This is a genomic window from Geodermatophilus sp. URMC 61, assembly GCF_052931555.1.
In genome coordinates this window covers 2,956,271-2,981,375 of sequence record NZ_JBRFHZ010000002.1, presented here as the reverse complement: position 1 = coordinate 2,981,375, position 25,105 = coordinate 2,956,271, and the positions used below count along the sequence as shown (strand labels likewise).

Here is a 25,105-nt window from a genome sequence, read left to right as displayed (position 1 = left end):
AGCGCCAGCGAGGGAGACACGTGCCCATGAACCGGATGCAGGCGCTGACCGGGGCCGGGACGGACGCCACCGCGCCCGTCCCGGCCCCGGCCGGTGTCGGCGAGACCGTCGTCCTGGACGTCGACGAGTTCGGCGGCCGGGTCGAGCGCACCGAACTGCCCGGTGGCCTGCGGGTGCTGACCGAGACGATGCCCGGAGTCCTGTCGGCGACCGTGGGCATCTGGGTCGGCGTCGGCTCGCGGGACGAGACCGATGCCGTCGCGGGCTCCTCGCACTTCCTCGAGCACCTGCTGTTCAAGGGGACCGGCAGCCGCAGCGCGCTGGAGATCGCGACGGCCATGGACGCCGTCGGCGGTGAGATGAACGCCTTCACCGCCAAGGAGCACACCTGCTACTACGCCAACGTGCTGGCCAGTGACCTGCCACTGGCCGTCACCCTGCTCGGCGACCTGGTCACCGATGCGCTCAACACGGCCGCGGACCTGGAGAGCGAGCGGACGGTGGTGCTCGAGGAGATCGCCATGCGCGACGACGAGCCCTCCGACCTGGTGCACGACCTCTTCGCCGAGACGTTGTTCGGGGGTACCGCCCTGGGCCGGTCGGTGCTGGGCACGGTGGAGTCCATCGAGGCCCTGACCCGGGACGACGTCGACGGCTGGTACCGCAGGCGCTACACCGTCCCCTCGATCGTGGTGTCGGCCGCGGGCCGGGTGGAGCACCAGCAGGTGCTGGACCTGGTCACCGCGGCCTTCGGCTCCCGGCTGTCGGGGCCGGCGCGTCCGGCGCCGCTGCGCCGTGGTGAGGAGGGGGCGGCGACCAGTCCCGCCCGGCCGACCGGGTTGGTGCGGCGTCGCACGGAGCAGACCCACCTGCTGCTCGGCTCGGTGGGGCTCGGCCGGCTCGACGAGCGACGCTACGCGGCGGCGGTCATGGAGGCCGCCGTCGGTGGGGGCATGAGCTCGCGGCTGTTCCAGGAGATCCGGGAGAAGCGCGGGCTGGTGTACAGCGTCGGCTCGTCGCTGTCGCACTACGCCGGCACCGGGTCGTTCTCGGTGTACGCGGGCTGCTCGCCCAAGCGGGTGCCGGAGGTCCTGCGGCTGGTCCGCGAGGAGCTCGCCCGCGTGGCCGTCGACGGGCTGACCGCCGAGGAGGTGGCGCGGGGGCGTGGGCAGCTCAAGGGCGGCCTGGTCCTCGGCCTGGAGGACACCGGCTCGCGCATGAGCAGGCTGGGTAAGAGCGAGCTCTCCTACGGGGAGTACCTCCCCGTGCGGGAGGTGCTCGCGCGGCTGGACGGCGTCGACGAGGACCAGGTCCGCCAGGTCGCCGCCGAGCTGCTCACCCGGGAGACGTGCCTGGCCGTCGTGGGTCCCTACCGCGAGTCGGACCTCGACCGGCTCTGATGACCCGACCGCACCCCGTCCTCGCCGTCCACGGCACGCTCTCGCGCGGCGTGTTCGCCGTCGTCGTCCTGGTCTCGCTGGCCGTGCTCTTCGCCCCCGCGGACGACGTCCCCTCCTCACCACCAGGGGTCGACAAGCTGGTGCACCTGCTGCTGTTCGCCGCGCTGGCCGGCAGCGGCAGGTGGGCCGGTGCCCGCGCCGGGGTCCTCGCCGTCCTCCTCGTCGTCTACGCCGCGGTCAGCGAGGTGGTCCAGGGGCTGTCGGCGCTGGAGCGGTCGGCGTCGGTGGTCGACTGGGTCGCCGACGTCGTCGGCGTCCTCGCCGGTCTGCTGGCGTGGGCCTGGTTCGGACGGCGCGCCCGGCACTGACGGGGCTGTCTTGCATCGCGTGCCGGTGCCGGGAAACCTGGCCCGGTGACCACGAGCTCCGCCGCCCCCGACCAGCACGGCTCCACCGGCCCCACCAGCGAGACCTCGCTCATCCCCGTCGGCGTCCTGGGCGCCCGCGGGCGGATGGGCACCGAGGTGGTCAAGGCGGTCAACGCAGCCGAGGACCTCGAGCTCGTCGCCATGGTCGACGCGGGGGACTGGCTGTTCGACGTGGCGAACGCCGGCGCCCAGGTGGTCGTCGACTTCACCCGGCCGGACGTCGTCATGGACAACATCCGGTTCTGCATCGACAACAACATCCACTGCGTCGTCGGCACGACCGGGTTCGACGACGAGAAGCTCGCTACCGTCGCCGCGTGGCTCGAGCCCAAGCCGGACGTCGGTGTGGTCATCGCCCCCAACTTCGGCATCGGCGCCGTACTGCTCATGCGCTTCGCCCAGGAGGCGGCGCGCTTCTTCCCATCCACGGAGATCATCGAGCTGCACCACCCGAAGAAGGTCGACGCGCCGTCGGGCACGGCGGTGCGGACCGCCCGCCTGGTCGCCGCCGCCCGTCGGGCGGCCGGCCTCCCCGCCTCACCGGACGCCACCACCGACTCCCTCCCCGGCGCCCGGGGTGCCGACGTCGAGGGCATCCCGGTGCACGCCGTCCGGCTGACCGGCCTGGTCGCGCACCAGGAGGTGCTCATGGGGGCGGCGGGGGAGACCCTGACCCTCCGGCACGACTCCTACGACCGGGCGTCGTTCATGCCCGGTGTCCTCCTCGCCGTCCGGGAGATCGGCCGGCACCCCGGTCTGACGGTCGGCATCGAGGGCTTCCTGGGCCTCTGAGAGGACCGCCCCCTCCCCCCGCTCGGGTGAGGCCCCTCGTCCTCCCCGTCCTCCGCACGTTCGGGCGCGACCGGGACGAGGCCGGCGGGCCTCTGGCGGGTGCCCGTCCCAGGACCTCGACAGGTTCGCGGCGGGACCCTGCGGCGGGGCCGCCCGTCCTCCCCACCCTCGCCGGCTCCGGGCGGGGCCACCTGTGACGGGGGACGCTCTCGACCGACTTGCGCGCCCGCCCCGACAGTCGTGTATGGTCGTCTACGCGCCGGACGGGCCCGGGAGGGCCGCGGAAAGCACCCCCGGGGTGCAGGACTCCGCAGACGGCGTACAGTAGGACAAGCCGCCAGAGACGAAGCCCGAGAGGGTCGAGTCGCTGCGCGTCCGCTCCTTGAGAACTCAACAGCGTGCCGAAAGTCAGTGCCATAGTATCAACCCCTTTGTGGGTTTCTTTGGGTTGAGATTGATCGAGAGCGTCCGGTTCTCGGTTCTCGGCCGGGTTTCAGGCATCTACGGAGAGTTTGATCCTGGCTCAGGACGAACGCTGGCGGCGTGCTTAACACATGCAAGTCGAACGGGGCTCATCGCTTCGGTGGTGGGTTCAGTGGCGAACGGGTGAGTAACACGTGGGCAACCTGCCCTCGGCTCTGGGATAACTCCAAGAAATTGGGGCTAATACCGGATGGGCACCGCTGGCCGCATGGTCGGTGGTGAAAAGGGTTTCCGGCCGAGGATGGGCCCGCGGCCTATCAGCTTGTTGGTGGGGTAGTGGCCTACCAAGGCGACGACGGGTAGCCGGCCTGAGAGGGTGACCGGCCACACTGGGACTGAGACACGGCCCAGACTCCTACGGGAGGCAGCAGTGGGGAATATTGCGCAATGGGCGGAAGCCTGACGCAGCGACGCCGCGTGGGGGATGACGGCCTTCGGGTTGTAAACCTCTTTCAGCAGGGACGAAGCCTCACGGTGACGGTACCTGCAGAAGAAGCACCGGCCAACTACGTGCCAGCAGCCGCGGTAATACGTAGGGTGCAAGCGTTGTCCGGAATTATTGGGCGTAAAGAGCTCGTAGGCGGTTGGTCGCGTCGGCTGTGAAAACCCGGAGCTCAACTCCGGGCCTGCAGTCGATACGGGCCGACTCGAGTGGTGCAGGGGAGACTGGAATTCCTGGTGTAGCGGTGAAATGCGCAGATATCAGGAGGAACACCGGTGGCGAAGGCGGGTCTCTGGGCACCAACTGACGCTGAGGAGCGAAAGCGTGGGGAGCGAACAGGATTAGATACCCTGGTAGTCCACGCCGTAAACGTTGGGCGCTAGGTGTGGGGGCCATTCCACGGTCTCCGTGCCGCAGCTAACGCATTAAGCGCCCCGCCTGGGGAGTACGGCCGCAAGGCTAAAACTCAAAGGAATTGACGGGGGCCCGCACAAGCGGCGGAGCATGTTGCTTAATTCGATGCAACGCGAAGAACCTTACCTAGGCTTGACATGCACGGAAAAGCGGCAGAGATGTCGTGTCCTTCGGGGTCGTGCACAGGTGGTGCATGGTTGTCGTCAGCTCGTGTCGTGAGATGTTGGGTTAAGTCCCGCAACGAGCGCAACCCTCGTTCCATGTTGCCAGCACGTGATGGTGGGGACTCATGGGAGACTGCCGGGGTCAACTCGGAGGAAGGTGGGGATGACGTCAAATCATCATGCCCCTTATGTCTAGGGCTGCAAACATGCTACAATGGCCGGTACAAAGGGCTGCGATACCGCGAGGTGGAGCGAATCCCAAAAAGCCGGTCTCAGTTCGGATTGGGGTCTGCAACTCGACCCCATGAAGTTGGAGTCGCTAGTAATCGCAGATCAGCAACGCTGCGGTGAATACGTTCCCGGGCCTTGTACACACCGCCCGTCACGTCACGAAAGTCGGTAACGCCCGAAGCCGGTGGCCCAACCCCGTGTGGGAGGGAGCCGTCGAAGGCGGGATCGGCGATTGGGACGAAGTCGTAACAAGGTAGCCGTACCGGAAGGTGCGGCTGGATCACCTCCTTTCTAAGGAGCACCGGCCGCCACGTGCGCGTGGTGGTGCAGAGCTGTGCTCGGACCGTGATGGTTCTCCGCTTCCGGAGGGCCGCGGGTGTTCGGGGCAGTGCTCGAGGGTGGAACGCTGACCAGTTCGGCCGGCAGCCGGTGGCTGCTCCCAGTACGGCGGTTCCCCCTGGAGGGGCCGTGTGGAACGGGGCGGACCGCGGGAGGGCCGGTCGTAGGCACGCTGTTGGGTCCTGAGGGAGCGGACCCCTGGGTCGGGTCGGGCGCCGTGCGCTCGGGTCGGGGTGGGGGTGGGTTGTCTCGGTCGGGGCCGTTCGGGTCCTCGTACCACTCATCGTCCGTGCGCGTTGGCGCCGGGGGTGGGGTTCGGCGGGGCGGTGTCCGGATGGTGGCCGGTTGGTCGTTGAGAACTGCACAGTGGACGCGAGCATCTTTGATTGCAGGCCCGCGCAGACCCGGTTCGGTGTCGATGGTGTCCTCCCGTGGGAGGGCCGGTCGGTGCCGGTGGGTGTGGGTGGGGTGTGTTGTTGTTGTGTGGCCAAGTTGTTAAGGGCACACGGTGGATGCCTGGGCACCAGGAGCCGATGAAGGACGTAGGAGGCTGCGATAAGCCTCGGGGAGCTGCCAACCGAGCGTTGATCCGAGGATGTCCGAATGGGGGAACCCCGCACCAGTCATGTGGTGTGACCCGCGCCTGAACACATAGGGCGTGTGGAGGGAACGTGGGGAAGTGAAACATCTCAGTACCCACAGGAGAAGAAAACAACCGTGATTCCGTGAGTAGTGGCGAGCGAAAGCGGAGGAGGCTAAACCGTTTCCATGTGAGACCCGGCAGGGGTTGTGGAAGCGGGGTCGTGGGACCGTCCGCGTCAGTCTGCCGGCTGACGAGGGAGTGAGCAAGTGTGGTCGTTAGTGGAAGGCCTCTGGAAGGGGTCGCCGCAGAGGGTGAGAGCCCCGTACACGAAAACGCCGCACCTCCCGGACGTGTTTCCCAAGTAGCACCGAGCCCGTGGAATTCGGTGTGAATCCGGCGGGACCACCCGCTAAGCCTGAATACTCCCTGGTGACCGATAGCGGACGAGTACCGTGAGGGAAAGGTGAAAAGTACCCCGGGAGGGGAGTGAAATAGTACCTGAAACCGTGTGCCTACAAGCCGTGAGAGCCGTGAAGCGCATCCTTGGGGTGCGGCGGTGATTGCGTGCCTTTTGAAGAATGAGCCTGCGAGTTAGCGGTGCGTGGCGAGGTTAACCCGTGAGGGGTAGCCGTAGCGAAAGCGAGTCCGAACAGGGCGGTGCAGTCGCGTGCTCTAGACCCGAAGCCGAGTGATCTACCCATGGCCAGGTTGAAGCGCGGGTAAGACCGCGTGGAGGACCGAACCCACCAGGGTTGAAAACCTGGGGGATGAGCTGTGGGTAGGGGTGAAAGGCCAATCAAACTCGGTGATAGCTGGTTCTCCCCGAAATGCATTTAGGTGCAGCGTCGCGTGTTTCTTGCCGGAGGTAGAGCACTGGATGGCCGATGGGCCCCACAAGGTTACTGACGTCAACCAAACTCCGAATGCCGGTAAGTGAGAGCGCGGCAGTGAGACTGCGGGCGATAAGGTTCGTAGTCGAGAGGGAAACAGCCCAGATCATCGGCTAAGGCCCCTAAGCGTGTGCTAAGTGGAAAAGGATGTGGGATCGCAGAGACAACCAGGAGGTTGGCTTAGAAGCAGCCATCCTTGAAAGAGTGCGTAATAGCTCACTGGTCAAGTGGTTCCGCGCCGACAATGTAGCGGGGCTCAAGCACACCGCCGAAGCCGTGGCACTTCCACGTATCCCCGTCGTCGCCTTTCGGGGCGCCGGCCAGGGGTGGAGGTGGGTAGGGGAGCGTCGTGTGGCGGGCGAAGCGGCGGAGGAATCCAGCCGTGGACGCCACGCGAGTGAGAATGCAGGCATGAGTAGCGAGAGGGGAGTGAGAACCTCCCCCGCCGGAAGACCAAGGGTTCCTGGGCCAGGCTAATCCGCCCAGGGTGAGTCGGGACCTAAGGCGAGGCCGACAGGCGTAGTCGATGGACAACGGGTTGATATTCCCGTACCCGCGAAGGAGCGCCCATGCCGAACCCAGCGATGCTAACCGCCCGACGCCGCCGCGGTCACTTGTGACCAACGCGGTCGAGCGCGGGATCCGACCTGGTAGTAGGCAAGCGATGGGGTGACGCAGGAAGGTAGTCCTACCGGTGAGTGGTGGTACCGGTGCAAGGGTGTGGCCCGCGCCATAGGCAAATCCGTGGCGCAGACAGGGTGAGGCCTGACGCATAGCCGATTGCGGTGAATGGGATGATCCTATGCTGCCGAGAAAAGCCTCTAGCGAGTTCCGAGCGGCCCGTACCCCAAACCAACTCAGGTGGTCGGGTAGAGAATACCGAGGCGATCGAGCGAACTGTGGTTAAGGAACTCGGCAAAATGCCCCCGTAACTTCGGGAGAAGGGGGGCCCTCTGCTGTGAACCGCCTCGCGCGGGGCAGCGGTGGGGGGCCGCAGAGACCAGTGAGAAGCGACTGTTTACTAAAAACACAGGTCCGTGCGAAGTCGTAAGACGAGGTATACGGACTGACGCCTGCCCGGTGCTGGAACGTTAAGGGGACGGGTTAGCTCTTCGGGGCGAAGCTCAGAACTCAAGCGCCAGTAAACGGCGGTGGTAACTATAACCATCCTAAGGTAGCGAAATTCCTTGTCGGGTAAGTTCCGACCTGCACGAATGGCGTAACGACTTCTCAGCTGTCTCAACCACAGGCTCGGCGAAATTGCACTACGAGTAAAGATGCTCGTTACGCGCGGCAGGACGGAAAGACCCCGGGACCTTCACTACAGCTTGATATTGGTGTTCGGTTCGGCTTGTGTAGGATAGGTGGGAGACCGTGAAGCGGGCACGCCAGTGTCCGTGGAGTCGCCGTTGAAATACCACTCTGGTCGAATTGGATGTCTAACCTGGGTCCGTGATCCGGATCAGGAACAGTGTCAGGTGGGTAGTTTAACTGGGGCGGTTGCCTCCCAAAGGGTAACGGAGGCGCCCAAAGGTTCCCTCAGCCTGGTTGGCAATCAGGTGGCGAGTGCAAGTGCACAAGGGAGCTTGACTGTGAGACCGACGGGTCGAGCAGGAGCGAAAGCTGGGACTAGTGACCCGGCACCGGCATGTGGAAGCGGTGTCGCTCAACGGATAAAAGGTACCCCGGGGATAACAGGCTGATCTTCCCCAAGAGTCCATATCGACGGGATGGTTTGGCACCTCGATGTCGGCTCGTCGCATCCTGGGGCTGGAGTAGGTCCCAAGGGTTGGGCTGTTCGCCCATTAAAGCGGTACGCGAGCTGGGTTTAGAACGTCGTGAGACAGTTCGGTCCCTATCCGCCGTGCGCGTAAGAGACTTGCGAAGAGCTGTCCCTAGTACGAGAGGACCGGGACGGACGAACCTCTGGTGTGCCAGTTGTACCGCCAGGTGCACGGCTGGTTGGCTACGTTCGGCAGGGATAACCGCTGAAAGCATCTAAGCGGGAAGCTCGCTTCAAGATGAGGTCTCTCACCGGGAGCAACCGGGTAAGGCCCCCGCCCAGACCAGCGGGTTGATAGGCCGGAGGTGGAAGCACCGCGAGGTGTTGGAGCTGACCGGTACTAACAGGCCGAGGGCTTGACCACACGACCACACCACCCTCCACCCGGGGGCGGTGGCAAGACAAAGCGTGTACGCGTCCACTGTGCGGTTCTGAACGCACCAACCCCCGGCGGGCTGGTACACGTTCACAGTGTTTCGGCGGTCATGGCGAGAGGGAAACGCCCGGTCCCATTCCGAACCCGGAAGCTAAGCCTCTCAGCGCCGATGGTACTGCCCCGGGAACGGGGTGGGAGAGTAGGACACCGCCGGACAACCATTCCATGAAGGGCCCTCACCGTCGCGGTGAGGGCCCTTCATGCATCCCCACACGACATGGCGGGCGTTCCTCGGCGGCCCGGTCACCGGCGGGGGCGCGGCTCCCTGGTCGTCGCCCCGACGTTGTCGGCCAGCCAGGTGTTCAGGGCCCTCAGCTCCCGCCAGGACGTGCGGACCTCCTCGAGCGCCCGGCGCTCGTGCAGCCAGTCGGTCGGCTCCCAGTGCCTGGTTGCGAAGAGCGACTTGTGCCGGAGCAGGTCGGCGCGGTCGCCGTCCTCGTCGAAGCCGGCCGGCACCCGCACCAGCCGCTCGCCGTCGATGGACCACCCGGCCGCGGCGAGCCGGTCCACCGCGGACCGCAGCCGGGGACCCTGCACGTCGTCCGCAACGGCCCGGCGGTACCGGGCCACCTGGTCCGACTCAAGCCGCCAGCAACCCCCTGCGACCATCAGCCCGTCGGCGGACACCTGCACGTACCAGGCGCCGGCGCCACGGCCCTCGGGGTTCACGACGGCGCCCTGGTGAGTCTTGTACGGCGTCTTGTCATTGCTGAAGCGGACGTCCCGGTGGGGGCGGAAGAGCTTGGGGGTGCCGAACTCGCCGGCCAGCTCGTCGAGCAGCGCCTGCATCGGCGCCCGCACGCAGCTGTCGTACACGGAACGGTTGCGGGTCCAGTAGGTCTTGCTGTTGTCGGCCTCGAGGCCCTCGTAGAAGACCAGCCCCTCGTCGGGAAAACCGTGGAACGTCATCGGTCCTCGTCCGCCTCCTCGAGCAGCGTGTGCCAGCGGACCTCGCGCAGCGGCGTCCCACCGGTGTCCAGCGTGCGCACCCAGCCGTCGCGGGCCCAGCCCGCCGACTCGAAGAACCGGGCGGACACCGCGTCCTGTTCCGGCAGCCAGACCTGCAGTCGCGCCGTCCCGTCGGCTCGGGCGAGGTCGGTGACGGCAGCCAGCAGGCGGCTGCCGTGCCCCCGCCGTCCCCACCGTGGCTCCACCAGCAGGGTGACGACCTCGCCGCTGGGCCCCGCCGGGTGTGGGCGCTCGTCGTCGGCCAGCTCCGCGGGGCCGTGCGCGGCGAAGCCGACCACCAGGTCCTGCTCGACGGCGACGAGGACGCCGTGGCCCGGGGTGGGCGGTGCGGCGATCGCGGCCCGCCACGTGTCCGCGGCCGCTGCCTCGTCTAAGCCGTCGAGGACCTCGGCCGGGAGGACGGCGCGGTAGGCCGTCCGCCAGGTCACCGCCTGCACGCGGGCGATGTCCGGGGCGTCGGCGGGCCGGGCGGGGCGGACCGACACCTCCGCGGTCCCCGACCGGCGGGGGAACGGCGATGTCGGCTGCACGCCAGGCAGCGTAGGCCGCGGCGGGGCCGCCTCCGGGGTGTCAGGGGCTCCGGGCAGGATCGGCGGCCGTGGGAGCACCCGTCGTCGACCGGCTGCCGGCCGGGTCGGCCCGTCGCATCGCCCTCGCCGCGCAGGGCTTCGCCGACCCTCGACCGGCCGGCGCCGTCGACGCGCGGCAGCTGCGCCGGATGACGGCTCGGCTGGCGGTGCTGCAGATCGACTCGGTCAACGTGCTGTCCCGCGCGCACTACCTGCCCGCCTTCAGCCGGCTTGGGCCCTACCCGCGGCAGGCGCTCGACGACCTCGCCGGCCGCCGCAGGGAGCTGTTCGAGTACTGGGCGCACGAGGCGTCGCTGCTGCCGGTACGGCTGCACCCGCACCTGCGGTGGCGCATGGCCGCGGCGGAGGAGCACGCCTGGGGCTCGATGGTCCGCATCCAGCGCGAGCGGCCGGGTTACGTCCGCGAGGTCCTCGAGCGGGTACGGGAGGCCGGGCCGCTCAAGGCCAGCGACCTGGCCGAGCCGCGACCGGACCGGACCGGCAGCATGTGGAACTGGCACGCCGGCAAGGTCGCACTCGAGTGGCTCTTCTACACCGGCGTGGTCACCACCCGGGGCAGGACGGCGGGGTTCGAGCGCGTCTACGACCTCACCGAGCGGGTGCTGCCCGCCGCGGTCCTGCAGACCCCCACCCCCGACCCGACCGACGCCGTCCGCGAGCTCGTGCGCACCGCCTCACGTGCCCTCGGTGTGGCCACCGAACGGGACCTGCGCGACTATTTCCGGCTGCGTCCGCCGGCAGCCCGAGCCGCGATCGCCGAGCTGGTCGACGCCGGTGAGCTCCTCCCGGTCGAGGTGGTCGGCTGGGGCGCCCCCGCCTGGTTGCACCCGGAGGCCCGTCGTCCCCGCTGGGTGCGGGCCCGGGCGCTGCTGAGCCCCTTCGACTCCCTGGTCTGGGAACGGCCACGGGTGGAGCGGATCTTCGGCTTCCGCTACCGGCTGGAGATCTACACGCCGGCCGCCCAGCGGGTGCACGGCTACTACGTGCTGCCGTTCCTGCTCGGCGACCGGCTGGTCGCCCGCGTCGACCTCAAGGCCGACCGGCAGGCCGGCGTGCTGCGGGTCCAGGCGGCGTTCGCCGAGGACGGCGTGGACCGGGCCGAGGTGGCCGCCGCCCTCGCCGAGGAGCTGGCGCTCATGGCCGGCTGGATGCAGCTGGACGCCGTGGCCGTGGAGGTGCGCGGGGACCTGGCGGCCGATCTCGCGGCAGCCGTCAACTGGGTCGTCCCCTAGCCGGGCAGGCCGGCCAGCCGGGATGGGAGCGAGATCCGCGGGCCCGGCGGGCTGGGCCCGCCGCAGCAGCAGTACGTCCCGGGGGAGGAGCAGCCACTCCACGTGACGGCCTGACCCGTGGGGCGGGAGCGACCGGCAGGTGACCGGGGTCGCGGCCCGGTGTCGGTCCCCGCCCGTAGGCTCGGGTCCGTGGCGAGTACGACCGACGGCCCGATCGACACCCAGTACGAGGACCTCCTGCGCCGGGTGCTCGAGGAGGGCACGCCGAAGTCCGACCGGACGGGTACCGGCACGGTGAGCCTGTTCGGCGAGCGGCTGCGTTACGACCTCTCCGAGCGGTTCCCGCTGGTCACCACCAAGTCCGTGCACTTCCGGTCGATCGCCTACGAGCTGCTGTGGTTCCTCCGCGGTGACAGCAACGTGCGCTGGCTGCAGGAGAACCGGGTCAGCATCTGGGACGAGTGGGCCTCGCCGGAGGGTGAGCTCGGCCCGGTCTACGGCGTGCAGTGGCGGTCCTGGCCCACGCCCGGTGGCGAGCACGTCGACCAGATCGCCGGCGTCCTCGAGACGCTGCGCACCGACCCGGACTCGCGGCGCATGGTCGTCTCGGCCTGGAACGTGGCCGCGCTGCCGGAGATGGCGCTCGCGCCGTGCCACGCGCTGTTCCAGTTCCACGTCGCCGACGGACGGCTGTCCTGCCAGCTCTACCAGCGCAGCGCCGACATGTTCCTCGGCGTGCCGTTCAACATCGCCAGCTACGCGCTGCTCACCCGGATGGTCGCCGACCAGGTGGGCCTGGCCGCCGGCGACTTCATCTGGGTCGGCGGCGACTGCCACGTCTACAGCAACCACGTCGACCAGGTCCGCGAGCAGCTCTCCCGCGAGGTGCTGCCCTTCCCGACGCTCGACCTGGCGCCGGCGCCGTCGCTGTTCGACTACACCTACGAGCACTTCACCCTGCGCGACTACCGGCACCACCCGGCGATCCGCGGCGCGGTGGCGGTCTGAGGCCCGGGTGCTCGGTCTCGTCTGGGCGCAGGCCCGCGGCGGGGTGATCGGCGCCGACGGCCGGCTGCCGTGGCACCTGCCCGAGGACCTCCGCCTGTTCCGCGAGCTCACCACCGGCTGCACCGTGGTCATGGGCCGGCGTACCTGGGAGTCCCTGCCCGAGCGGTTCCGGCCGCTGCCCGGACGGCGCAACGTCGTCCTCACCACCGACCCCTCGTGGGCCGCCGACGGCGCCGAGCGGGCCGGCGACGTGGCGGGGGTGCTCGCGCGCGAGCCCGCCGGCGACCTCTGGGTGATCGGCGGCGGCCGGGTCTACGCCGCGTTCCTCCCGCACGCCGACCGCGTGGTGGTCACCGACGTCGACACCGAGGTCGCCGGCGACACCTGGGCGCCGGCGCTCGGCCCGGGGTGGGCGCGGGTGTCGCGCACCCCGGGGACCGGATGGGCGACGTCCACCACCGGCCTGCGGTACGCGGTCTCGGAGTACGCGCGTGCAGCGACCGACGCCGACGTGTCGGCCGGGGCGGGTCGGTAGATTCTCGGTATGACCAGTGACCCCGCCCGGCCCTTCGGGCGCGTGCTCACGGCGATGGTGACCCCCCTCGCCGAGGACGGCTCGATCGACCTGGCGGGAGCCCAGGAACTGGCCGCCCACCTGGTCGACCGGCAGGCGCACGACGGCCTGGTCGTGCTCGGCACCACCGGTGAGGCACCCACTCTGAGCGACGGTGAGCAGCACGCCGTCCTCGAGGCGGTGCTCGACGCCGTGGGCGACCGCGCCACCGTGGTGGCCGGTGTCGGCACCAACGACACCGCCCACACCATCGAGAACGCGCGCCGGGCCGAGCGGCTGGGCGCGCACGGCCTGCTCGTCGTGACGCCGTACTACAACAAGCCCCCACAGGCGGGGCTGCTGTACCACTTCACCGCCGTCGCCGACGCCACCGACCTGCCGGTGATGCTCTACGACATCCCGCCGCGCTCGGTCGTCCCCATCGAGGTGGACACCCTCGCCCGGCTGGCCGAGCACCCGCGCATCGTCGCGGTGAAGGACGCCAAGGGCGACCTCGGCGCGGTGATGCGGACCCTCGCCCGCACCGACCTCGCCTACTACAGCGGCGAGGACATGTTGAACCTGCCGCTGCTGGCGGTCGGCGCCGTGGGCGTCGTGAGCGTCGTCGGGCACCTCGCCGGTCCACGGCTGGCCGAGCTGATCACCGCCGTAGAGTCCGGCGACCTGGTCAAGGCCCGGGCGGTCAACGAGAGCCTGCTGCCGCTCTACACCGGTGTCTTCCGCACCCAGGGCGTCATCCTGACCAAGGCGGCGTTGCGCGAGCTGGGCCTCCCGGCCGGCCCGGTGCGCCCGCCGCTGGTCGACGCCACCCCCGAACAAGTCGCGCAGCTGCGCACCGACCTCGCCGACGGAGGCATCCACCTGTGAGCGCGACCTCGTGACCACCTCGACCACCCAGCCCCACCTGGACCTGCAGGCGCCTCCGCCGCTGCCCCATGGCGGTCTGCGCGTCATGGCGCTCGGCGGGCTCGGCGAGATCGGCCGCAACATGGCCGTCCTCGAGTTCGACGGCAAGCTGCTGGTCATCGACTGCGGCGTGCTCTTCCCCGAGGCGGAGCAGCCCGGTGTCGACCTGATCCTCCCGGACTTCGGGGTCATCGAGCACCGGCTCGACGACGTCGTCGCCGTCGTCCTCACCCACGGGCACGAGGACCACATCGGCGCGATTCCCTACCTGTTGCGCATGCGCGGCGACCTCCCGCTGGTCGGCTCACGGTTCACCCTCGCGCTGGTCAAGGCCAAGCTGCGCGAGCACCGTCTGGACCCGGTGCTGGTGGAGGTCGCCGGCGGTGACGACCACCTGGCCGGGCCGTTCCACTGCGAGTTCATCGACGTCAACCACTCGATCCCCGACGCGCTGGCCGTCGCCGTCCACACGCCGGCCGGGGTCCTGGTGCACACCGGTGACTTCAAGATGGACCAGCTGCCGCTGGACGGTGTCCTCACCGACCTGGGCGCCTTCGCCCGGCTGGGCCTCGAGGGCATCGACCTGCTGCTCGCCGATTCCACCAACGCCGAGATCCCCGGGTTCGTCATGCCGGAGCGGTCGATCGGCCCGGTGCTCGAGGACGTGTTCCGGCGGGCCACCCAGCGGCTGATCGTCTCCAGCTTCGCCAGCCACGTGCACCGCATCCAGCAGGTCCTCGACGCCGCCGAGATGCACGGCCGGAAGGTCGCCTTCGTCGGCCGCTCGATGGTCCGCAACATGGGGGTGGCCCGCGATCTCGGGCTGCTGCGGGTCGCGCCCGGCCTGATGGTGAGCCTGGACGAGGCGACCAGCATGCCGCCGGAGCAGGTGGTGCTCATCAGCACCGGCTCGCAGGGGGAGCCGCTGTCGGCGCTGGGGCGGATGGCCCGCGGCGAGCACCACCAGGTGACCATCGAGGCCGGCGACACGATCGTGCTGGCGTCCTCGCTGGTGCCCGGCAACGAGACCGCGGTCTACAAGGTGATCAACGGGCTGGCCCGGCTCGGCGCGACCGTCGTGCACAAGGAGACGGCCCGGGTGCACGTCTCCGGGCACGCCCCGGCCGGTGAGCTGCGCACGCTGCTCAACGTGGCCAAGCCGCGGCACCTGATGCCGGTGCACGGGGAGTGGCGCCACCTGCGGGCCCACGCCGCGCTGGCCGAGGAGACCGGCATGGCCGCCGACCGGGTGCTGCTCGCCGAGAACGGCGTCGTCGTCGACCTGGTCGACGGCAAGGCGACGATCGTCGGGTCGGTGCCCGTCGGCGACGTCTACGTCGACGGGCTCAACGTCGGCGACGTGGGCGAGGAGTCGCTGCAGGAGCGGCGCATCCTCGGCGACGAGGGGTTCGTCGCGCTCACCGTCGTCATCGAGCCCTCGACGCGCACCATCGTGCGGCCGGTGCACCTCTCCGCCCGCGGCTTCGCCGACGACCCCACGGTCTTCGACCCGGCGCTGCAGTTGGTCGAGGAGAACCTGCGCCGCACGCTGGCCGACGGCGAGACCGACCCGCACCGCCTCTCGCAGGTGATCCGCCGGACGATCGGCAAGTGGGTGTCCGACACCTACCGTCGTCGCCCGATGATCATCCCGACGGTCCTCGAGGTGTGAGGACCGTCCTGCGGGGGCGCCGGCGGCCGGTGGCGTCGCGGGGTCACCTCATGATCGGGATGGGCTGGATGCCCTCGTCCTCGGGCAGCTCGAAGCCCCAGACCTGCGCGTAGAAGGACAGCTCGCCGTCCAGTGCGGCGCGGATGGTCTCCGCCCGCCGGAACCCGTGCTGCTCGCCGGGGAAGAGCAGGTAGGCGTGCGGTACGCCCTTCGCCCGCAACGCCGCGACGATGGCCTCGGCCTGCTCGGGCGGCACCACCCGGTCCTCGGCGCCCTGGAACACCGCCAGCGGGGTGTCGAAGGCGTCGACGTGCGAGATGGGCGAGCGCTCGGCGTAGACGTCCGCGCCCTCGGGCCACGGCGCGACGAGGGAGTCCAGGTAGCGGGACTCGAACTTGTGCGTGTCGGCGGCCAGGGCGGCGAGGTCGGCCACGCCGTAGTGGCTGGCCCCCGCGGAGAAGACGCCCGGCCGCAGGCACAGCGCGGCGAGGGTCGTGTACCCGCCGGCCGAACCGCCGCGGATCGCCATCCGGGTGCGGTCCACCCGGCCGGCGTCGGCGAGGGACTGCGCGCACGCCACGACGTCGTCCAGGTCGACCACGCCCCACCGGCCGCGCAGCGCCTCCCGGTAGCGGCGGCCGTAGCCGGTCGACCCGCGGTAGTCGACGTCGGCCACACAGAAGCCGCGGGAGGTCCAGTACTGCACCTCCGGGTTGAGCACCGCGGTGGTCGCGGACGTCGGCCCGCCGTGCACGACGACCAGCAGGGGCGGCAGCGTGCCCTCCGGCGCGGTCACCTCCGGGTTGGTCGGCGGGTAGACCAGCGCGTGCGCCGCACCGATGCCCGTGCCGCGCTCCGGCGTGGGGAAGGTGACGTGGTCGGGCCGGGAGAACCAGGCCGGGTCCACCCCGAGGTCGCGCGCCGGCCGCAGCACCTCCGCCGGGGCGCCGTCCGCCGGGACCCGCAGGACGACCGGCTCGCTCGTCGGGCTGCCCGCGACACACACCACCGACCCGCCCGCGGCGGTCAGGGCGCGGAAGGCCGTGTAGGGCAGCTCCAGCTCGCGCACCCGCCCGTCGGGCTCGCGCACGGCCAGCCGGTCGGCGCCCTGGCGCGGGAACGCCAGGACGACGCGGCCGTCGTCGAGCGGCGCGAAGCGGCGGGCACCGAGCCGCCACTGCGGGCCGGCGATGTCGGCGCCCACGTCGAGCACCAGCTCCGCCTGCCCGCCCGGCCGCCACCGGTACAGCGCCCACGTCCCGGTGCGGTCGGCGCAGAACCACAGCGCACTCTCGCCGTCCCACGTCGGCTGGACCACCGACTCCACGCGGCCGTCGGGGGCCCGGCCGCCGGCGACGACCGTCTCGCCGCCGTCCGCGTCGCGGACGACGAGCGCGGCGGCGTCCCACGGCATGTCGGGGTGCTGCCACTGCAGCCAGGCCAGGTGCCGGCCGTCGGGGGAGGAGCGGGGGTCGGAGACGAAGTCGGGCCCGCTGACCAGGACGTCCACTGCGCCGTCCGCACCGACGCGCACGAGGTCGTTCCCCACGTCGGCCGCCGCCCCGCCGGCCGCGTGGGTCTCCCGGACGGCGAGCAGGCCGCCGTCCCGCGTCGGGTGGAGGTCGCCGTAGCGGACCCCCGCCGGCAGCTGCGGCTCCGGCGTCACCGCGACCGGCTCGGCGGCACCCGGGTCGCGCCGGTACAGCCGCTGGTCGGCGAAGTGCGCGAACCACAGCACTCCGCCGGAGACCGCCCACGCGCCGCCGCCGTACTCGTGCACCCGCGTCCGCGCGTTCCACGGTTCGGGCAGGACGTCGGCCGCCGTGCCGTCGTCGCTGCGGCGTACCACCGCGGAGCGGCCGCCCTCACCGGGGCGGGACTCCGACCACCAGACGGCGCCCGCGTCGACGGCCACGTCCTCGAGCCGGGCGGCGGCCCGGACGACGAGTTCCGAGGTGACCGGCGTGGGCCAGCTCCCGTACGGGAGGGTGCGGCGTGCGGGCATGGCCCGACCGTAGACGCCGCTGTGCGCCGCTCCCCGGGCCGGACGCGGGCCACACCGGGGGATGCGCCGGGACCGGACGCTGTCGGGCACGTGGGGTGGACGCGGGGGCCGGTTCCCGGTGAGGATCGGGACGACGGTGGCCTGCAGTGGCAGGTCGACGGGAGCAGCAGCGAGTGGAGGGCGCCGGGCTCGGGGGAGGGGACGCGGTCCGCCCGAGCGGGTGGCGGACACGTCCTCCCGCTTCCGTTGACCCAGCGTGTGCGGCGATTACCGTCTGATGCATGCCTGCTCGCACGACGACGACCCGGCCGTCGGGTCGGTCGTCCGCGCGCGGACGCTCGGGCTCCGGGTCGACCGCGTCCCGGAAGCGTCCGCCCGCCAAGCGACCTGCCGCCGGCGGCCGCAAGCCCGCCGCCCGCAAGGCCGCCGCCAAGAAGTCCGGCCCCGGTCTGTGGAGCGTCGTCAGCGGTGGCTGGTCGCTGCTGGCCCGCGGCGCCGGCGGGCTGGCCCGCTCGGTCGCCCGCCCGGAGGAGGCCGAGCCGCTCGCCCCCGAGCACCGCCGCGACGGCGTGGGCCTGGCCGTGCTGGGCCTGGCCGTCGTCCTCGGCGCGGCCGCCTGGAGCAACGGCATCGGCCCGGTCGGGGCCGCCTTCGCCGGCGCGGTGCGCTGGGTGGTCGGCTCGCTGGTCATGGTGCTGCCGGTCGTGCTCTTCCTGGCCGCGCTGCGGCTGCTGCGCCGCGGACCGCGCCCCGAGGCGCGCGGCCGGCTGGCCATCGGCTGGCTGTGTCTGGTGGTGTCGGTGCTCGGCATCGCCGAGGTCGTCGGCGAGGGGGCCGACCCGTCGCAGGACCGGCCCGGCTCCGGTGGACTGGTCGGCTGGGCCGCGGCCACGCCGCTGGTCGCCGGTGTGGGCACCGTCGTCACCGTGGTCCTGCTGGTCCTGGTGGCCTTCTTCGGTCTGCTGGTGCTGACCGCGACGCCGGTGCACCTGATCCCCGAGCGGCTGCGCGAGCTCACCGACCGCCTGCTGGGCCAGGCCGACGACGAGGACGCCTACGACGACGAGGACTGGGAGGACGACGAGGAGCCGGCCGAGCCGCCGGCGCCCCGCCGCGCCCGCCGTCGGTCGCTGTCCGACGACCTGGCGGACACCGGCCCGGTGGAGACCGTGCCGGCCGTCGACCACGCCGCCTTCGACGAGGCGCCCGAGGCCGTGCGCCACGAGCCGCCGCCCCCGCCGGTCCCGGCCCGCCGTCCGGCAGTCGTCGACCGGACCGCGCCGCCGGAGGACCTCCCGCCCGTCGAGGAGCCCGAGCAGCTGCGGATCGAGCCGGTGGAGGGGCAGTACACGCTGCCCTCGGTCGGGGTGCTGCGCGCCGGCGACCCGCCGAAGAAGAGCTCGAAGGCCAACGACGCGGCGATCGAGGCCATCACCGGCGTGCTCGAGCAGTTCAACATCGACGCCGCCGTCACGAGCTTCACCCGCGGTCCGACGGTGACCCGCTACGAGATCGAGCTGGGCCCGGCGGTCAAGGTCGAGAAGATCACCGCGCTGACCAAGAACATGGCCTACGCGGTGGCCAACGACAACATCCGGATCCTCGCGCCGATCCCGGGCAAGTCCGCCGTCGGCGTCGAGGTGCCCAACGTCGACCGCGAGATGGTCAGCCTCGGCGACGTGCTGCGCTCGCAGGTCGCCAAGCAGGACCCGCACCCGATGCTGGTCGGGCTGGGCAAGGACATCGAGGGCGGGTTCGTCTGCGCGAACCTGGCCAAGATGCCGCACCTGCTGGTCGCCGGTGCCACCGGTGCCGGTAAGTCCAGCTGCGTCAACTCGCTGCTGACCTCGCTGCTGCTGCGGGCTACGCCCGACCAGCTGCGGATGATCCTGGTCGACCCGAAGATGGTCGAGCTCACGCCCTACGACGGCATCCCGCACCTGATCACGCCGATCATCACCGACCCGAAGAAGGCCGCCACCGCGCTGGCCTGGCTGGTCGAGGAGATGGAGCAGCGCTACCAGGACATGCGGGCCACCGGCGTCCGGCACATCGACGACTTCAACCGCAAGGTCGAGCGCGGCGAGATCGTGGCGCCCCCGGGCAGCGAGCGGGTGTACCGGCCCTACCCGTACATCCTCGCGATCGTCGACGAGCTCGCCGACCTGATGATGGTCGCCCCGCGCGACGTCGAGGAGTCGATCGTCCGGATCACCCAGAAGGCGCGTGCCGCCGGCATCCACCTGGTGCTGGCCACCCAGCGCCCGTCGGTGGACGTCGTCACCGGCCTCATCAAGGCCAATGTGCCCTCGCGGCTTGCCTTCTCCACCTCCAGCCTCACCGACAGCCGGGTCATCCTCGACCAGCCCGGTGCGGAGAAGCTGATCGGCATGGGTGACGCCCTGTTCCTGCCGATCGGCGCCGGCAAGCCGATGCGCGTGCAGGGCGCCTACGTCTCCGACGCCGAGATCGAGGCGGTCGTCGAGTTCACGAAGCGCCAGGCCGAGCCGGAGTACCGCGAGGAGGTCTTCAGCGCCGCCGAGGGCGACAAGAAGGAGATCGACGAGGACATCGGCGGTGACCTGGAGCTGCTCGTCCAGGCCGTCGAGCTCGTCGTCACCAGCCAGTTCGGCTCGACGTCGATGCTGCAGCGCAAGCTGCGGGTCGGTTTCGCCAAGGCCGGCCGGCTCATGGACCTCATGGAGAGCCGCGGCATCGTCGGCCCGTCCGAGGGGTCCAAGGCCCGCGACGTGCTGGTCAAGCCCGACGAGCTCGAGTCGGTGATGTTCACCCTCCGCGGCGGCACGCTCCCCGGCGGCGAGTGACAGCAGTCCCGGGGACGACGCCCGGCGGCCCTCCTGCCCCCGCGGCGAGCCTGCGAGCCGTGGGGGGCAGGAGCGTCCTTCACCTACGATGGACCGGTGACACCTCCGACCGACGCTGCTCGCACCGTGGCGGTGGTGACCCTCGGGTGCGCCCGCAACGAGGTCGACTCGGAGGAACTGGCCGGCCGGCTGGCCGCAGGCGGGTACCGCCTGGTCGAGGACGCCGAGGGCGCCGACGCCGTCCTGGTGAACACCTGCGGCTTCATCGAGTCGGCCAAGAAGGACAGCGTCGACGCGATCCTGGCCGCCACCGACTCCGGCGCCCGGGTGGTCGCGGTCGGCTGCATGGCCGAGCGGTACGGCTCCGAGCTCGCCGGTGCGCTGCCCGAGGCGACGGTGCTCGGCTTCGACGACTACGCCGCGATCGGCGACCGCCTCGACGACGTGCTCACCGGTCGCCCGCTGGTCCCGCACGACCCCCGCGACCGTCGCACCCTGCTGCCGATCAGCCCGGTCGAGCGCACGGCGGCGGTCGCCGCGGTCGACGCCCCGGTCATCCCCGGCCACGGCTGGGTGCAGCGGCAGCGACTGGCGTCCGGCCCGTCCGCCGCGCTGAAGCTCGCCTCCGGCTGCGACCGGCGGTGCGCCTTCTGCGCCATCCCCGCCTTCCGCGGCTCGTTCGTCTCCCGGCCGCCGGCCGAGGTGCTCGGCGAGGCGCGGTGGCTGGCCTCCCAGGGCGTCACCGAGCTGGTGCTGGTCAGCGAGAACTCCACCTCCTACGGCAAGGACCTCGGCGACCTGCGCCTGCTCGAGCGGCTGCTGCCGCAGCTGGCCGCCGTGGAGGGCATCGTCCGGGTGCGGGTCGCCTACCTGCAGCCGGCCGAGCTGCGGCCGGGCCTGCTCGAGGTCATCGCCTCGACCGAGGGCGTCGCCCCCTACTTCGACCTGTCCTTCCAGCACTCCTCGCCCACCCTGCTGCGCCGGATGCGCCGGTTCGGCGGCACCGACGACTTCCTCGCGCTCATCGAGCGGGCCCGCGGGCTGGCCCCGACCGCCGGGTTCCGGACCAACGTCATCCTCGGCTTCCCCGGGGAGACCGAGGACGACGTCGCCGAGCTCGAGCGCTTCCTCGTCGAGGGCCGCCTCGACGCCGTCGGGGTGTTCGGCTACTCCGACGAGGAGGGCACCGAGGCGATGGGCCTGCCCGGCAAGCTCGACCAGGACGAGATCGGCGCTCGCGTCCGGCGCATCACCGACCTGGTGGAGGAGCTCACCGCGCAACGCGCGGAGGACCGACTGGGGGAGCGGGTCGAGGTGCTGCTCACCGAGGACCTCTCCACCGACGAGGGCCACGTCGACGGGGGACGTGGTACGTGGGCGGGGCACGCCGCCCACCAGGACCCCGACGCCGACGGGACGACGGCGGTCACCGGGGTGCCCGCCGGTGCGGTCGCCGGCCTCGTCGTGGCCGCGGAGGTCGTCGACACGGAGGGCGTGGACCTGGTGGCCACGGCACTGGTGCCCGCGGTGCGCGCATGAGCGCTCCGGTGGACCCGGCCGCCACGCCGCCCCAGTCGGCGCGGGTGCTCAACCTGGCCAACGCGCTGACCGTGCTGCGGCTGGCCGTGGTGCCGGTGTTCGCCGCGCTGCTGTTGGCCGACGGCGGTATGGACGACGAGCGGCGGTACTGGGCCACCCTGGTCTTCGCGCTCGCGATCATCACCGACCGCTACGACGGGATGATCGCCCGGCGCACCGGTCAGGTGACCGAGTTCGGCAAGCTCGCCGACCCGATCGCCGACAAGGCGCTGACCGGCACCGCTCTCGTCGCCCTCTCGGTGCTGGCGCTGCTGCCCTGGTGGGTGACCCTGACGATCCTCGTCCGCGAGGTCGGGGTGACCCTGCTGCGCTTCTGGGTCATCCGCCACGGCGTGATCGCCGCCAGCAGGGGTGGCAAGGCCAAGACCGTCGTCCAGGCGCTGGCCATCGGGCTCTACATCCTCCCGATCGACGGTCTGTTCGGCACCCTGCGGTGGTGGGTGATGGCCGCCGCCGTCGTACTCACGGTGGCGACCGGCCTGGACTACGTGCACCGCGCGCTGGCGCTGCGGCGCACCAGCGTCCGTGCCGCTCGCGCCGCGGCCGCCCGCCGCTCCACCGGGCCGGCTGACCCACGGACCGACGCCGCCGCCTGAGCGAGGGCGCCCTGCGCCCCGCCGCTCGTCAGAGGGCTCCGGGCCCCTCGCCAGCCCGCGACGGGGCCACGGAACAGAGCCTCCGCTCACGGTGTTACGCCCAGAGCGGACGCGCCTGGCTCGGGACGGTGGGCGTCGGTGGCGCCGCGTACCGTGAGCGCACGGCTCCCTCCCCGGGTGCCGCCGCTTCCGCACAGGTAGAACAGGAGACGGCGATGACGCTGCTGCGCACCCAGCTCGGGACGACCCTGCGTGGCCACCGGCTGCGCCAGCGTCGGACGCTGCGCGACGTCTCCGGTGCCGCCCGGGTGAGCCTGGGCTACCTCTCGGAGGTCGAGCGGGGGCAGAAGGAGGCCTCCTCCGAGCTGCTCGCGTCGATCTGCGACGCCCTCGACGTCGAGCTCGCCGACCTGCTGGCCGAGGTCAGCCAGGGGTTGCGCGGTGACGACGTCCGCGTCCGCCCGCTGGTCCCCGCGCCCGAGGCCGTCGGCGTCCCCGCCGTGGAGGAGACCGCGGCGGCCGCGTCCGACGAGCAGCCGGCCGCCGAGCCCGCGCTGGCGCTGGTCGGTGCGCCCACCCGCGCCTCCGGTCGCCCGACCGGCGCGGTGTCGCTGGCGGCCTGAGCAGGGACCCCGTCCTCGTCCTCCCTCAGCGGGCTGAGGGTGGGACCCGGGACGGGGCCGCGGCGAGCCTCGGGACGGCGCTGCCGTGCCACCCACCCTGCGCAGGATGGGGCCCTGAGGGGTCCTTCCACTTGACCGGCCGTGCCCCCGGTGCGAGACAGGGGGACATGGCGTCGGCCGGACCGCTCCCGCACGACCCCGCCCCGCCGGGCTGGGCGCCCCACGTCCCCGCGCACCTGCCCGGGGCACGCACCCGCAGCGGCAACGCCATGGGCCGCACCCGCGCCGGGCTGCTCGACGGTGCCGCGCGGGCCTTCGCCGAGCGCGGCCTGCGCGGCAGCACGATGCAGTCGGTGGCGGCCGCCGCCGGGGTGGCCAAGGCGACCCTCTACAACCACTTCCGGACCAAGGACGAGGTCGCCCGAGCGCTCCTGGCCGCCGAGCTCGACCGGCTGACCGAGCTGGCCGGCAGCCTCCCGCCGTCCGCGGCCCTGACGCTGCTGGCCGACGAGGTCGCCGTGCACCCCGTGCTGCGCCGGTTGGCGGACGACGAGCCGGCCGTGCTGACCGCTCTGCTCACCACGACGCCGCAGCACTGGGCAGCACTGGTGCACCGGCTGGCAGCGGCGCTGCGGGTCGACCCCGCCCTCGCCGAGCTCACCGCGCGCTGGCTGCTCGGCCTCGTCCTCCAGCCGGGAGAGGCGGAGGCGCGCCGGGCGACTGCGGAGCGCCTCTCCGACCTGCTGCCCTCCTGACCGGGTCCTGGGCCGGCTCCCGCGTCGTACGCGCGGCGGACCGGTGCGGCGTGGGATGGTGACGGTCCGGCACCGCCCCGCCGAGGGCGTCGGTCCTCCTCGCAGACCTCCGGAGGTCGCCGTGCGGTATCTCTTCCGGCCACCGGCCACCGACGGGGCCGGCCTGCTGAGCCTGCCCTTCCACCTGCCGCTCGAGCAGTGGGACCCCGAGCTGCTGCTCGAGGTCCCGCAGCGGGGCATCTCGCGGCACGTCGTCCGCTTCACCGCGCAGGGCGGGCACGTCTACGCGCTCAAGGAGATCTCCGAGCCGCTGGCCCGTCACGAGTACGCGCTGCTCGGCCAGTTCGAGGAGGAGGGCCTGCCCTCGGTGTCGGTGCTCGGGATCTGCGTCGACCGGCCGGAGGGGCAGGACGCCGTCCTGGTGACCCGCTACCTCGAGTACTCGATGTCCTACCGGTACCTGTTCTCCCGGACGTCCGCCGAGCACTCCGCCGAGCAGCTGCTGGACACGATGGTGGTGCTGCTGGTCCGACTGCACCTGGCCGGCGTCTTCTGGGGCGACTGCTCGCTGTCCAACACGCTGTTCCGGCTCGACGCCGGCGCCTTCACCGCCTACCTGGTGGACGCCGAGACCTCCGAGCGGCACCCGCAGCTGAGCCCCGGACAGCGTCGCTACGACGTCGACCTCGCCCGGGAGCGGGTGGGCGCCGAGCTGCTGGACCTGCAGTGCGGTGACCTGCTGCCCTCGCACGTGGACCCGATCGAGGTCGCGGACAGCCTGCCGGTGCGCTACGAGGCGCTCTGGGAGGAGGTCACCCGCGAGGAGGTCTTCGCCCTGGCCGAACAGCGCCAGCGGGTCGCCGCGCGCCTGCAGCGGCTCAACGACCTGGGCTTCGACGTCGGCGAGATCGAGCTGGTCACCGACCCGGAGGGCGGCGCGCGGCTGCGCGTGGAGACCCGCGTGTCCGAGCCCGGCCAGAACCGCCGGGAGCTGTTCCGGCTGACCGGCCTGGAGGTGCAGGAACGCCAGGCCCGACGGCTGCTCAACGACCTGCGCGCCTACCGGGCCACCCTGGAGCAGAAGCTGGGCACGCCCGTGCCCGAGACCGTCGCCGGGTACCGCTGGCTGGCCGAGGCGTACCAGCCCGTCGTGGACGCCATCCCGCCGGACCTCGCCGGCCGGCTGGCGCCGGCCGAGGTCTTCCACGAGATCCTCGAGCACCGCTGGTTCCTGTCGGAGAAGGCGGGCCACGACGTCGGGACGACGCGGGCGGCGCGCTCGTACTTCGACACGGTGCTGCCCCGCACCCCCAAGGAGCTGACCACGCCCTCGGCCATCGTCGGGGGCCGCGACTGACCCGGTCAG

At 71.4% G+C, this 25,105-nt stretch carries 17 protein-coding genes and 3 rRNA genes; 17 read left to right on the top strand and 3 right to left on the bottom strand.

The features are described 5' to 3' along the window. The first annotated feature begins 26 nt into the window (after positions 1 to 26). From ACU610_RS13805 to rrf, 6 genes are all read left to right on the top strand, one after another. A complete protein-coding gene (locus ACU610_RS13805) occupies positions 27 to 1,400 on the top strand; it encodes a M16 family metallopeptidase (protein WP_446768284.1) in 1,374 nt (457 codons plus the stop codon). Beyond that, positions 1,400 to 1,768, top strand: a complete 369-nt coding sequence (locus ACU610_RS13800) for a VanZ family protein (protein ID WP_446768283.1) — start codon at positions 1,400 to 1,402, stop codon at positions 1,766 to 1,768. Before ACU610_RS13805 ends, ACU610_RS13800 begins: the two co-directional genes overlap by 1 nt. A gap of 45 nt (positions 1,769 to 1,813) precedes the next feature. Continuing rightward, positions 1,814 to 2,620, top strand: coding sequence for a 4-hydroxy-tetrahydrodipicolinate reductase (dapB, locus tag ACU610_RS13795; RefSeq protein ID WP_446768282.1), 807 nt, complete (start codon positions 1,814 to 1,816; stop codon positions 2,618 to 2,620). Between the two features lie 500 nt (positions 2,621 to 3,120). Further along, positions 3,121 to 4,645, top strand: a 16S ribosomal RNA gene (locus ACU610_RS13790). A 533-nt stretch (positions 4,646 to 5,178) separates the two neighbouring features. Beyond that, positions 5,179 to 8,313: ribosomal RNA gene (locus tag ACU610_RS13785) — 23S ribosomal RNA — on the top strand. A 111-nt stretch (positions 8,314 to 8,424) separates the two neighbouring features. Then, positions 8,425 to 8,541 (top strand): 5S ribosomal RNA (gene rrf, locus ACU610_RS13780). Together the 16S, 23S and 5S rRNA genes form the textbook arrangement of a ribosomal RNA operon. Positions 8,542 to 8,628: 87 nt before the next feature. On the opposite strand, the gene ACU610_RS13775 is transcribed toward rrf, so the two are convergent. After that, entirely contained in the window at positions 8,629 to 9,294 is a 666-nt protein-coding gene (locus ACU610_RS13775; RefSeq protein WP_446768281.1) for a DUF2461 domain-containing protein, read from the bottom strand. Next, positions 9,291 to 9,884: an N-acetyltransferase family protein gene (locus ACU610_RS13770; RefSeq protein WP_446768280.1), complete on the bottom strand. Its 594-nt coding sequence runs from the start codon at positions 9,882 to 9,884 to the stop codon at positions 9,291 to 9,293. Before ACU610_RS13770 ends, ACU610_RS13775 begins: the two co-directional genes overlap by 4 nt. A gap of 68 nt (positions 9,885 to 9,952) precedes the next feature. Between ACU610_RS13770 and ACU610_RS13765 the strand changes: the two genes are divergently transcribed. The 5 genes from ACU610_RS13765 to ACU610_RS13745 all read left to right on the top strand — a co-directional run bounded on the left by ACU610_RS13765 (position 9,953) and on the right by ACU610_RS13745 (position 15,336). After that, positions 9,953 to 11,176 carry a winged helix-turn-helix domain-containing protein gene (locus ACU610_RS13765; RefSeq protein ID WP_446768279.1) on the top strand — a complete coding sequence of 408 codons (1,224 nt, stop codon included), beginning with the start codon at positions 9,953 to 9,955 and terminating at the stop codon, positions 11,174 to 11,176. 189 nt (positions 11,177 to 11,365) lie between these two features. Further along, positions 11,366 to 12,184 (top strand): thymidylate synthase, encoded by an 819-nt coding sequence (locus ACU610_RS13760; RefSeq protein WP_446768278.1) that lies wholly within the window; start codon positions 11,366 to 11,368, stop codon positions 12,182 to 12,184. 7 nt (positions 12,185 to 12,191) lie between these two features. Then, positions 12,192 to 12,719, top strand: coding sequence for a dihydrofolate reductase (locus ACU610_RS13755; protein ID WP_446768277.1), 528 nt, complete (start codon positions 12,192 to 12,194; stop codon positions 12,717 to 12,719). A gap of 9 nt (positions 12,720 to 12,728) precedes the next feature. Further along, entirely contained in the window at positions 12,729 to 13,625 is an 897-nt protein-coding gene (gene dapA / locus ACU610_RS13750) for a 4-hydroxy-tetrahydrodipicolinate synthase (RefSeq protein ID WP_446768276.1), read from the top strand. Positions 13,626 to 13,635: 10 nt separating this feature from the next. Continuing rightward, positions 13,636 to 15,336 (top strand): ribonuclease J, encoded by a 1,701-nt coding sequence (locus tag ACU610_RS13745; RefSeq protein WP_446768275.1) that lies wholly within the window; start codon positions 13,636 to 13,638, stop codon positions 15,334 to 15,336. A gap of 43 nt (positions 15,337 to 15,379) precedes the next feature. Here ACU610_RS13745 and ACU610_RS13740 read toward each other — a convergent pair whose 3' ends face one another. After that, positions 15,380 to 17,341: a dipeptidyl-peptidase 5 gene (locus ACU610_RS13740; protein WP_446768274.1), complete on the bottom strand. Its 1,962-nt coding sequence runs from the start codon at positions 17,339 to 17,341 to the stop codon at positions 15,380 to 15,382. A 281-nt stretch (positions 17,342 to 17,622) separates the two neighbouring features. Between ACU610_RS13740 and ACU610_RS13735 the strand changes: the two genes are divergently transcribed. From ACU610_RS13735 to ACU610_RS13710, 6 genes are all read left to right on the top strand, one after another. Then, a complete protein-coding gene (locus ACU610_RS13735; RefSeq protein WP_446768273.1) occupies positions 17,623 to 20,166 on the top strand; it encodes a DNA translocase FtsK in 2,544 nt (847 codons plus the stop codon). 96 nt (positions 20,167 to 20,262) lie between these two features. After that, a complete protein-coding gene (locus ACU610_RS13730; protein ID WP_446768272.1) occupies positions 20,263 to 21,705 on the top strand; it encodes a MiaB/RimO family radical SAM methylthiotransferase in 1,443 nt (480 codons plus the stop codon). Next, positions 21,702 to 22,361: a CDP-diacylglycerol--glycerol-3-phosphate 3-phosphatidyltransferase gene (pgsA, locus tag ACU610_RS13725; RefSeq protein ID WP_446768271.1), complete on the top strand. Its 660-nt coding sequence runs from the start codon at positions 21,702 to 21,704 to the stop codon at positions 22,359 to 22,361. Before ACU610_RS13730 ends, pgsA begins: the two co-directional genes overlap by 4 nt. A 215-nt stretch (positions 22,362 to 22,576) precedes the next feature. Continuing rightward, a complete protein-coding gene (locus ACU610_RS13720; RefSeq protein ID WP_446768270.1) occupies positions 22,577 to 22,984 on the top strand; it encodes a helix-turn-helix domain-containing protein in 408 nt (135 codons plus the stop codon). 167 nt (positions 22,985 to 23,151) lie between these two features. Continuing rightward, positions 23,152 to 23,739, top strand: a complete 588-nt coding sequence (locus ACU610_RS13715) for a TetR family transcriptional regulator (protein WP_446768269.1) — start codon at positions 23,152 to 23,154, stop codon at positions 23,737 to 23,739. Between the two features lie 121 nt (positions 23,740 to 23,860). Further along, positions 23,861 to 25,096, top strand: a complete 1,236-nt coding sequence (locus tag ACU610_RS13710) for a DUF4032 domain-containing protein (RefSeq protein WP_446768268.1) — start codon at positions 23,861 to 23,863, stop codon at positions 25,094 to 25,096. Positions 25,097 to 25,105: the final 9 nt, after the last annotated feature.

Coding starts and splice junctions, on each gene's coding strand:
- pgsA (WP_446768271.1), top strand. CDS start 21,702: ATGAGCGCTCCGGTGGACCCGGCCGCCACGCCGCCCCAGTCGGCGCGG.
- ACU610_RS13740 (WP_446768274.1), bottom strand. CDS start 17,341: ATGCCCGCACGCCGCACCCTCCCGTACGGGAGCTGGCCCACGCCGGTC.
- ACU610_RS13805 (WP_446768284.1), top strand. CDS start 27: ATGAACCGGATGCAGGCGCTGACCGGGGCCGGGACGGACGCCACCGCG.
- ACU610_RS13715 (WP_446768269.1), top strand. CDS start 23,152: ATGGCGTCGGCCGGACCGCTCCCGCACGACCCCGCCCCGCCGGGCTGG.
- ACU610_RS13800 (WP_446768283.1), top strand. CDS start 1,400: ATGACCCGACCGCACCCCGTCCTCGCCGTCCACGGCACGCTCTCGCGC.
- ACU610_RS13735 (WP_446768273.1), top strand. CDS start 17,623: ATGCCTGCTCGCACGACGACGACCCGGCCGTCGGGTCGGTCGTCCGCG.
- ACU610_RS13720 (WP_446768270.1), top strand. CDS start 22,577: ATGACGCTGCTGCGCACCCAGCTCGGGACGACCCTGCGTGGCCACCGG.
- ACU610_RS13775 (WP_446768281.1), bottom strand. CDS start 9,294: ATGACGTTCCACGGTTTTCCCGACGAGGGGCTGGTCTTCTACGAGGGC.
- dapA (WP_446768276.1), top strand. CDS start 12,729: ATGACCAGTGACCCCGCCCGGCCCTTCGGGCGCGTGCTCACGGCGATG.